The sequence below is a fragment of the Novosphingobium sp. Chol11 genome, from assembly GCF_945870625.1.
GTDB lineage: Bacteria > Pseudomonadota > Alphaproteobacteria > Sphingomonadales > Sphingomonadaceae > Novosphingobium.
In genome coordinates this window covers 1-9,862 of record NZ_CAMBTS010000112.1, presented here as the reverse complement: position 1 = coordinate 9,862, position 9,862 = coordinate 1, and the positions used below count along the sequence as shown (strand labels likewise).

The window sequence follows — 9,862 nt, the reverse complement described above, 5'->3', positions numbered from 1 at the left end:
GTTGCGGCCATCGCCTCGGCCACGGCACGGCGATCCTGATCGCTTGCGCCCCAGCCCTGTTGGTGGGCGAAGCGGCCGAGCATCACGAGGGTCTCGGCGTCGACATCCCAATGGACATCGCTGACTTGCGGCAAAAGGCCAATCCGTTGCCCACGCTCGCGCCGATTGATACGGTCCAGCGCACGCTCACCGAGAAGCACACTGCCGGTGTCCGGCAGGCGCAGCCGGGTCAGGCAGGCGAGCAGGGTGCTTTTGCCTGCGCCATTGGCCCCCAGCAGCGCAGTGATCCGGCCAGGCACAAACCGATGGCTGACGTTGTGGAGGATATCCGCTCCGCCGATCTGCACGCCAAGGCCTTCGCAAATGAGCGGCTCGGTCATGGCAGCGACCGCCGGAGCGACATCAGCAGCCACAGGAAAAACGGACCGCCCAGCATCGACATGGTGATGCCCAGCCGCAACTCGCTCACCGTCGGGATCGCGCGCACCATGGTATCGGCCAAGAGCAGCAGCAGCGCGCCACCGAGCGCGGAAGAAAGCAACGTCGCCGAAGGACGACCGCCAACCACCCGGCGCACCATGTGCGGCACCATCAGGCCGACGAAGCCGATGACTCCAGCCGACGCAACCCCCGCGCCAACGCAGAGCCCAACGCCTACCACGATCATCCATTGCAACCTGACCACATCGACCCCCATCGAGCGCGCGGCCGCTTCGCCGAGTGTCAAGGCATCGAGCGAGCGCGCGGTCATGGCCAGCACGCTGCAGCCCAAAACGGTGAGGGGCAGGGCTATCTGGACGTCGTTCCAGCTGCGATCCGTCAATGCGCCCATCAGCCAGGTGACGATCTCGGTCACTGCGAACGGCGTCGGCGCGAGACTGATGGCCAGCGCGGTGAGCGAACCCGCCACGCTCGACAAGATCATGCCCGCCAGCGCAAACAGCAATTGGTTGCCAGACTGCCCGGCTAGCAGCGCCAGCAATGTCATGCTGAGCGCAGCACCGACCAGCGCGAACGCGGGCAAGAGCAATGCCGTGGCGGCAAACCCGAAATAGAGCGACAGGACCGCGCCGAGCGCCGCGCCCGCAGAAACACCGAACAGGCCGGGATCGGCGAGCGGATTGCGCAGAAAACCCTGCATCGCCGCGCCTGAAACGCCCAGCCCCGCGCCGATCACCACCGCCAGCAAAGTGCGCGGCCCGCGCAGTTCGGCAATGATCAGCCAGCGCGGATCGTTGCCCAGCCAGCCCGAGAGGGGCACCCAGACTTTGCCAATGGTGAGCGAGAGCAGCACGGCGAAGATCAGCCCGGAGGCCAGCCCGATATTGAGCCTCCGAGCGGTCATTTTGCCGCCAGAGCGCGTGGTACGCTGCGGCGCAGCTCGGCGAGCCGGGCCATGGCTGCTGCGATGGTTGGCCCGGCGCATTGCAGCAACTGGAAGGAATATGGGCGAATGGCGATGCGCCGGCCGAGCCGCGCGATGGCGGGATGCGATAGCATGCGATCGCGCTGCGGGCCTGTGCTCTGCGCCGAAAGGAGAAGCGCGGGTGGCTGGGCCATCAGATATTCAAGCGGGAGCACATCCCATTTCGTCACGCCATAAGTCGCGCTCAGGTTTTCAAACCCGGCGAGCGTCAGCAACTGGCTGGCGAGCGTACCTTGGCCGGGCACCAGTCCGCCATTTTGCCAGATCAGCGCGGGAATCCTGCGGCGATCGGTGGGACGCGCCGCCCTGACAGCCGACTCGATGCGCACCACGCTCGCTTCGCCCCGCTCGGGGTGGCCCATGACCGCTGCAACCTCGCGGATTTGCGCGAAACTCTCAGCGATGGTTTCAGGTACGCCCAGCCGCAGGAGCGGAATATGCAGCCGCTCCAGCGCATTGACGGTGGCGGGCGAGACATGGCCGCCAGCCATCACCAGATCGGGCGATAGCCCCATCACCTCTTCCGCCGTGCCCGAGGTCGCGCGAAAGCGCATGGCCTGCGCCAGCGGGATCGACGTTGCCGCAGGGTCGTGCGAGTAATGGCTGATGCCTGCGATCTGCGCCGGATCGGCCACTTCCATCAAGATTGCATCGAGGCAGGGATTGATCGACACCACCCGCACTGGCCGGGCATGGACCACGCTTGCCCCGCAAAGGCCGCACAGCGCCGCCCGCCAGATCCACGCGCGATGAAATTTCGCGCGACGGATGCCTTGGTGAGCGGTGCTGCGCGTGCGCATCAGTAGCGCAGCCTGACACCGGCATAGGCCGCGCGGCCTAGCGTGCCATAGCGCAGGACCGTCTCGTATTGTTCATTGAACAGGTTTTCGATCCGGCCGTAGAGGCTGATCTTGTCGCTGATATCAAACGCCGCGCGGATATCTGCGAGGACATAGCCCGGCACTTTTGCCGTGTTGGCCGCATTGTCAAACGTGCTGGCGACATGGGTGACACCAGCCCCTACTGAAAGACCGAACGCCCAGCGATAATCGATCGCTGCGTTGACACTTTGGCCGGGGCGGCGCGCCAGCCGTTTGCCGAAATTGGCGGCTTCCGGGGTGCGGTTTTCGGCATTGATCAGGCTGTAATTGGTCCGCACCGTGAGCGCCTTCACCGGGCGTAGCACCAGCGAAAGCTCCACCCCTTGTGCGGTTGCCCGCGCAACATTGTCATAAGTGCCAAAAGGACGACCTGTGCAAATTCCGGTGCGCGGGAGCGGGCAGGAAATGAAGTTGATCAAATCCTTGCTGTCCCGGTGAAACCATATCGCGCTTGCTTCAATGGTCCGGTCCAGCAACGTCTGGGTGACGCCGGCATCGTATCCGGTGGAGCGTTCGGGGCGCAGCAACTGGTTGCCGTATTCGCTCTGCAATTGATACAAGGTCGGTGCTTTGAAGCCTTCACTATAGCTTGCACGAAACGTGGTCGCGCCGTCGTTGGGAGAATAGACTCCGCTCGCCGCGAGCGAGGTTGCGCCGCCGAAGCGGTTGTGCTGGTCATGACGGATACCGCCGGTCAGCGTCAGGCCAGCGAGCGGCGTTGCCACCAATTGGCCGTACCCGCTGGTGATGCTGGCTCTGCCGCGATCGCCGGGGAAGCCGTAGCTCGATGTGTTATAGCGCGAAATCTCGCGTTCAGCGCCGAAATTGGCCTGCCAGCCTTGGGCAATGTCGAACACGCCTTGATATTCGAGCCGCTCGTTGCGGCCGTTTCCGGCAAAAGTTTCGAATGGGATCGCTGCCGAAGCGTCGGTGAAGCGCGCGCGCGAGTCGGTTAGCGCAAAGCCGATCCGGTTGCGGAAGCGGCCGTCGAGGAATGCCGCATTGATCCCGCCGTAGCCCACCAACTGGCGGGTGCGGCTGATTTCCTGAGTATCGCCAAAGGCATAAGTTGGCGGCGCAAATCCGTCGATTCCGCTTTTGGCATTCGAGTAATACCCGCGCAGATCAACCGAAATCGTCTCAGTCAGCGCGATCTTGAACTGCGCGTTTGCGCCATAATTGCGATAACCGTCGCGCTCATTGCCGCCGCGCGCCGCGTTGAAAGCCGAAATTCCGTCGGTTCGGAAAAATCCGCCGCCGATGCTGGCCGAGACTGGGCCGAATTTGCCCGAGACATTGCCCACCACTTGCGCTGTGCCGCGATAGCCGCCTTCGGCGCGCGCATTGACGCGCAAGGCTTCGGTCGGTCGCTCGGTGATCAGATTTACCACGCCGCCGATGGCCTGGCTGCCCCAGATCACCGAGGAAGCCCCGCGCAAGACTTCGATGCGTTCGATGTTGCCGGTCAGCAGGTTGCCGAAATCGAAACCGCCGCCGGGCGCGGAAGGGTCGTTGATCTTCACGCCGTCAATCAACGCCGCGGTCTGATCGCTCTCCGCGCCGCGGATAAACACCGTGGTTACGCCGCCGACACCGCCATTGCGCGCAATCGTGAGGCCGGGCACATCGCGCAGAAAATCGGAGACCACGTTCTTTTGCGCGGTGATGATCTGTGCCCGATCGATCACCGTGATGGTTTGGCCGACCCGCGATAGCGGCTGCGCCTCGCGATTGGCGGTGACGACGATGATTTCAGCCGGCGCATCGGCCGGCTGAGCAAACGCCGGCGCCGCAACAAGAACCGCCAAGAGGGGGGAAAGTTTCGAAATTCTGCGCATAGAAAGCCCTTCTGTTACGACAAAAGGGAGCGGACACAGCGACAGGCTTTCGGCCAGACGGCGCGCACGACCCCAACGACGCCGAACGCACGAGGACTGGCCTCGATCACACAGAACATCCCGTCTGCGCGAAGGATCGACCGTAACAGGCAGGTCTCCTGGCTTCCGGGTCGTCATCCTCGCCCCACCTTCCCACGACAAAAGCCGCAGTGGCATATGGAACAAGCACTCGCCGGTCACAGTTGCGGGCACAGCCCCGGACTACGAAGACATCTTCGCTTCCGGGTTCCCTTTTCATCCCATCGCTGGAACCCTGTTACGCTGCCACTTTATAAGCGAGGAATTCGGCGGCAAGCAAGCCCTTTTTTGCGCGGCGCTTGGGCGCCGCCCGTTCGCCACGCACCACGCAAGGATCAGAGATGTCGCGCCTGCGCGGCGTTCAGGCCATAAGTGTTGCAAGCGGGCATCAGCAGGCGAATGAATATTGCGCCACCAATTTTTCCGGTGGCTTGCGCAGGTCAATACGCTATTAATGAAGCCTCTAAAACGAGGACTGCCCGGCGGGGCCTTGGGAGAGGGTGCGAAATATCGCGCCGCGCCGGGCAGTACAAATCCTCACCGGGCCAAGCGCCCGAGCGCGATTATGTCAGCGGCCGATTCGCTACGAGATTTTCCACCACAGACGGATCGGCCAAGGTCGAGATATCGCCGAGGTTGGAGACATCGTTCTCGCCGATTTTGCGCAAAATGCGCCGCATGATCTTGCCTGATCGGGTCTTGGGCAGGCCCGGAGCGAACTGGATCACATCGGGCGTGGCAATCGGGCCGATTTCGCGGCGGACCCATTGCACCAGTTCTCGGCGCAGCGCGTCATCGGGCTCGACTTCGACATTGGTGGTGACAAAGGCATAGATGCCCTGTCCTTTGATGTCGTGCGGCATGCCGACCACGGCAGCTTCGGCCACTTTGGGATGTGCCACCAGCGCGCTCTCGATCTCGGCCGTGCCCATGCGGTGGCCTGAAACGTTGATGACGTCGTCGATCCGTCCAGTGATCCAGTAATAGCCATCTTCATCGCGGCGGCAGCCGTCGCCGGTGAAATAGAGCCCCTTGAACGTGCTGAAATAGGTTTGGAAAAAGCGCGTGTGATCGCCCCACACGGTGCGCATCTGCCCCGGCCAGCTGTCGGCGATGGCAAGGCAGCCGTCGGTCGCGCCTTCGAGCACGGTGCCTTCGGTATCGAGCAGCATCGGCTTCACCCCGAAAAAAGGCCGGCTCGCTGATCCCGGTTTGAGCGGGGTTGCGCCGGGTAGCGGGGTGATCATCGCCGCGCCTGTTTCTGTCTGCCACCAGGTATCGACAATCGGGCAGCGGCTCTCGCCCACAACTTTGTGGTACCATTCCCACGCTTCGGGGTTGATCGGCTCGCCCACCGAGCCAAGCAGCCGCAGCGAGGCGCGGCTGGTGCGGGCGACCCATTCATCGCCCTCGCGCATCAGCGCGCGAAGCGCGGTCGGCGCGCCATAGAAGATCTCGACCGCGAACTTGTCGACCACCTGCCAGAACCGGCTCGGATCAGGAAAATTGGGCACGCCTTCAAACATCACCGTGGTCGCGCCGTTCATCAGCGGGCCGTAAACCACATAGGAATGCCCGGTGACCCAGCCCACATCAGCGGCGCACCAGTAAATCTGGCCCGGGCGATAATCGAACACATATTCGTGCGTGATCGAGGCCCACACGGCATAGCCGCCGGTGGTGTGGAGCACGCCCTTGGGCTTGCCGGTCGAGCCCGAGGTGTAAAGGATGAACAACGGGTCTTCCGCGCCCATTTCCTCTGGCGCGCAGTCGGCGCTCTGGTCCGCCACGCCGTGCGCCCAATCCACATCGCGGCCGGGCACGAGAGCAACGTCAGCGCCGGTGCGGCGCAGCATGATCACCGTATCGACCCCTGGGCAATTGGCCAGCGCCGCATCGACATTGGCCTTCAATGGAACCTTCTTGCCCCCGCGCAGCCCCTCGTCGCTGGTCAGAACGACGCGGCTGTCGCAATCGGTGATCCGCCCGGCCAGCGCCTCGGGCGAGAAACCGGCAAAGACGATCGAATGGATCGCGCCGATCCGCGCGCAGGCGAGCATCGCCACCGCCGCCTCGGGCACCATCGGCAGGTAAATCGTCACCCGCTCGCCTTTGGTCACGCCGCGCGATTTCAGCAGATTGGCAAAGCGGCATACCTCGGCATGCAGTTCGCGGTAGGTGATGCGGCGCACTGCCTCGTCGGGGCTGTCCGGTTCCCACAGGATCGCCACCGTATCGCCGCGCTCGGCAAGGTGCCGGTCTAGGCAATTGGCCGAGAGGTTCAGCGTGCCATCCTCGAACCACTTGATGCCGAAATCCGCTTCGTCAAAGCTGGTGTTTTTTACCTTGGTGAAAGGCTTGATCCAATCAAGCCGCAGCGCCGCTTGCGCCCAAAACGCGTCTGGCTCGGTGATCGAGCGCGCATACATCGCATGATAACCGGCCTCGTCGATCAGCGCATTGGCCGCCCATTGCTCAGGCACCGGATAGATTGCATTGCCCATTGGGGGCGTTCCTCTCACCATGCGCCTTTCGCGGCGCGCCGCCTTGCATAAGCCAACAAACGAGCACCTTGCAAAGCCCTTGCGTACCGCCGAGCGCTTTCCATGCTATCAAAGAGCAAGCGAGCCTTGTCCAGTGCCGCCGCAATACCTCTCTTTAGCCAGTAATCGGCCCCGAAAAGATGGCCTATGGCGATGTAGCGCACTGCAGTGTCGATCAATGGCGCTCGTTTTCGATCCCTCTCTCACAGGCCCGATTTGATGGTTGATGTACACGGCTGGCTCGAGCGTCTGAGCCGGATCCTTGAAGCAAACGATCCGGCGGCCACCGCCGCGCTGTTTCTCCCCACCGGTCTGTGGCGCGATCATCTCGCGTTCGGCTGGAACTTGGCAACTTACGAAGGCACCGAAGCCATTGCCGCGATGGTCGCCGCGCGCGCGCAGCAAGTTGGCGCGTTCAACTGGACCAGCGAGGCGGAAGCCGGGGCGAGCGAGGGCTATATCGCATTCGAGACCGCGCTGGGCCGGGGCAAGGGCTATCTGCGCTTGGTGGGCGATCAGGCGCTGGCGCTCTACACCATGCAGTACGACCTCAAGGGCCACGAGGAGCAGATCGGCACGCGGCGCACCTCGGGTATGATCGACGATCCGCATGGGCGCAGCTGGGCCGAAGTGCGCCGCGCTGAGGCGGAAAGTTTCGAGCAGGGCGCGCAGCCTTATGTGCTGGTGATTGGCGCGGGGCAATGCGGACTGGCGATTGGCGCGCGGCTGCGCCTGCTGGGCGTGCCGTGCTTGCTGGTGGACAAGCATCCACGCGTGGGCGACCAATGGCGCTCGCGCTATGCCTCGCTCACGCTGCACGATCCGGTGTGGTATGATCACATGCCCTGTGTGCCGTTCCCCGAGCACTGGCCGGTCTATACGCCCAAGGACAAGATGGGCGAATGGCTCGAAGCCTATGCCGACATCATGGAACTCAACGTCTGGACGTCGACCGAATGCACCAGCGCCATGTATGACGCCGCGAAGGGCGTGTGGACTGTCACGCTGCGGCGCGATGGCGGCGAGATCGTCCTGCATCCGCCGCACGTGGTCATGGCGCTGGGCAATGCCGGCTTTGCTAAAATGCCCACCTTTCCGGGGCAGGAAACCTTCAAGGGCACGCTATGCCATTCGAGCGCGCATCCCGGCGGGCAGGGGCTGGCGGGCAAGCGCATCGTCGTCGTCGGGGCCAACAACAGCGCGCATGATATCTGCGCCGATCTCGTGGTGCACGGCGCGCACCCTGTGATGATCCAGCGCTCGTCGACGCATATCGTGCGCCAAACGACGATGACCGATGTGATGTTGAAGCCGCTCTATTCGCAGGAAGCGGTCGATTCCGGGATGACTACCGAAAAGGCCGACATGATGGTCGCCTCGGTGCCGCTGCGATTGTCCGAAGTGGGTGCGCGGGCGCTGTGGAAGCAGCTGCGCCGGGACGAAGCGCCGTTTTATGATCGGCTTGAACAGGCCGGGTTCAAGCTCGATTTCGGCGAAGACGGCACTGGCATCGCGATGAACTTTCTGCGCACGTCTTCGGGATACTACCTCGATGTCGGCGCCTGCGAAATGGTCGCCGATGGCCGGATCGCGCTGCGCTCCGGGGTGGCGATCGAACGGATCGACCCGGACGGCCTGATCCTTGCCGATGGCAGCCATGTGCCCGCTGATGGGATCATCTTCGCTACCGGGTTCGGCTCGATGGAAGAATGGGTCGCGCGGCTGATCAGCCCCGAAGTGGCCGAAGCAGTCGGCTCATGCTGGGGCTATGGTTCGGGCACGCGCGGCGATCCCGGTCCGTGGGAGGGCGAATTGCGCAACATGTGGAAACCCACCGCGCAGCCGGGGCTGTGGTTCATGGGCGGCAATCTCTCGCTGGCGCGCTATTATTCGCGGTTTCTCGCGATGCAGCTCAAGGCAAAGTTCGAAGGCCTCAAGATGGAGCCTTATGCGCTGCCGCCTGTTGCTTGAACGGTGAGGAGCGCGCGCAGCGCGCTCACTGTCCGGTAGGCCTCTTGGCCAGCCCCCCATCGGCCAGCACGGCTCTAAGCCTGATGGGTGATAAACTTGATGAGTTCGGGGGCTTCGGGGCCGATCGACATCGGGCAGGCATGCCCTTTGATCACCGCGACATCGAAGATCTCTTTGACCGCGCCATCGATGCGGAACCACTCCACGCACGTCCCTTTGGCCAGATCGATGATCTGGATGCCGCACCACGGCTCGCTGTCGGCATCGCGCAACCGCTGATCGAGCGCCAGACCTTCAAACCGTTTGTAGCGAGGCTTGGATAGCCCGACAAAGGCAAAGCCGTTTTGCAGCGTCAGCCCCCGGGCGAAGCCGGGGCAGAAGATGCGCGGGACAAAGGTGCCTTTGCCCGTCGCGGCGCCCTCGACCACGCCAAGCTCTCCCGTGCCGGAATTGAGCAGCCACAACTCCCCTTGATAGATGCGCGGCGAATGCGGCATCGAGAGGCCTTCACACACGATCTGGCCGCTGCGCACGTCGATCACGACACCGCCATCATTGCGCCGGTCTCTCCAGCCATCGATCGTGTCTGAACGGCTGACCGCGGTAACATAGGCTGCCTCGCCATTCTCCATGGCCAGGCCATTGAGATGGCAGCGGTCCTCATCCACCAGCGCCGAGATGAACGGCGGCCGCCACAAGGCGCGAAAGCTGTGCCGGGGATCGGTCGTGGCCAGGCAATTGAAGCGCGTGTTCACAAAGATGATCTGGCCATCGCGGTCCACGCTGATATCGTGGGAGTCCAGCTCGCCTGTCAGGTATGTTTCGCGCGGCACATAGCAGGCGTCAAACTGCAAGTTCACCCGCTCATGCGGCTCAAGGCCGTTTTTGAACCGCATGATCTGAAAGCCGGCAGACAAGGCAAAGGCATTGTCGTTTTCGACAAAGATGCCCATCGGCTTGGCCATCGCCGATTGGTGCAAGCGGGTGGTGCGTGAGCTGACCGAGCTGATAGCCAGGCGCGGCAAGCCCAGCATGATCGTCAGCGACAACGGCACCGAGCTGACCTCGAACGCGGTGCTCGAGTGGTGCGGGGCAGCCAGGATCGAATGGCACTACACCACGCCG

7 protein-coding genes, 1 pseudogene and 1 riboswitch are annotated in these 9,862 nt (G+C 63.3%); of the genes and pseudogenes, 2 read left to right on the top strand and 6 right to left on the bottom strand.

Translation table 11 applies throughout. From position 1 onward, the window contains the following. From Q0O40_RS13900 to acs, 5 genes are all read right to left on the bottom strand, one after another. A partial coding sequence (locus tag Q0O40_RS13900; RefSeq protein WP_295531079.1) for an ABC transporter ATP-binding protein occupies window positions 1–380 on the bottom strand: 380 nt, incomplete at its 3' end. Further along, window positions 377–1,345, bottom strand: a complete 969-nt coding sequence (locus Q0O40_RS13895) for an iron ABC transporter permease (protein WP_295531076.1) — start codon at window positions 1,343–1,345, stop codon at window positions 377–379. The genes Q0O40_RS13895 and Q0O40_RS13900, both read right to left, overlap by 4 nt. Then, the gene (locus Q0O40_RS13890; RefSeq protein WP_295531073.1) at window positions 1,342–2,226 is read right to left on the bottom strand and encodes an ABC transporter substrate-binding protein; all 885 of its coding nucleotides are present in this window, start codon (window positions 2,224–2,226) and stop codon (window positions 1,342–1,344) included. The genes Q0O40_RS13895 and Q0O40_RS13890 overlap by 4 nt, the downstream gene beginning before the upstream one ends. Continuing rightward, on the bottom strand, window positions 2,226–4,115 hold the full coding sequence (locus tag Q0O40_RS13885; RefSeq protein ID WP_295531070.1) for a TonB-dependent siderophore receptor: 1,890 nt from the start codon (window positions 4,113–4,115) through the stop codon (window positions 2,226–2,228). The genes Q0O40_RS13890 and Q0O40_RS13885 overlap by 1 nt, the downstream gene beginning before the upstream one ends. A 160-nt stretch (window positions 4,116–4,275) precedes the next feature. Next, window positions 4,276–4,477, bottom strand: a riboswitch (cobalamin riboswitch). Between the two features lie 309 nt (window positions 4,478–4,786). Further along, complete coding sequence (acs, locus tag Q0O40_RS13880; protein WP_295531067.1) at window positions 4,787–6,727, bottom strand: acetate--CoA ligase; 1,941 nt, start codon at window positions 6,725–6,727, stop codon at window positions 4,787–4,789. A gap of 258 nt (window positions 6,728–6,985) precedes the next feature. Here acs and Q0O40_RS13875 point away from each other — a divergent pair, with 258 nt between their 5' ends. Further along, window positions 6,986–8,737 (top strand): NAD(P)/FAD-dependent oxidoreductase, encoded by a 1,752-nt coding sequence (locus tag Q0O40_RS13875; protein ID WP_295531064.1) that lies wholly within the window; start codon window positions 6,986–6,988, stop codon window positions 8,735–8,737. A gap of 74 nt (window positions 8,738–8,811) precedes the next feature. On the opposite strand, the gene Q0O40_RS13870 is transcribed toward Q0O40_RS13875, so the two are convergent. Next, window positions 8,812–9,702 (bottom strand): TIGR03032 family protein, encoded by an 891-nt coding sequence (locus Q0O40_RS13870; protein WP_295531061.1) that lies wholly within the window; start codon window positions 9,700–9,702, stop codon window positions 8,812–8,814. A gap of 13 nt (window positions 9,703–9,715) precedes the next feature. Here Q0O40_RS13870 and Q0O40_RS13865 point away from each other — a divergent pair. Beyond that, a pseudogene (locus Q0O40_RS13865) lies at window positions 9,716–9,862 on the top strand (transposase family protein); the annotation flags it as partial.

Coding starts and splice junctions, on each gene's coding strand:
- Q0O40_RS13895 (WP_295531076.1), bottom strand. CDS start 1,345: ATGACCGCTCGGAGGCTCAATATCGGGCTGGCCTCCGGGCTGATCTTC.
- Q0O40_RS13890 (WP_295531073.1), bottom strand. CDS start 2,226: ATGCGCACGCGCAGCACCGCTCACCAAGGCATCCGTCGCGCGAAATTT.
- acs (WP_295531067.1), bottom strand. CDS start 6,727: ATGGGCAATGCAATCTATCCGGTGCCTGAGCAATGGGCGGCCAATGCG.
- Q0O40_RS13870 (WP_295531061.1), bottom strand. CDS start 9,702: ATGGCCAAGCCGATGGGCATCTTTGTCGAAAACGACAATGCCTTTGCC.
- Q0O40_RS13875 (WP_295531064.1), top strand. CDS start 6,986: ATGGTTGATGTACACGGCTGGCTCGAGCGTCTGAGCCGGATCCTTGAA.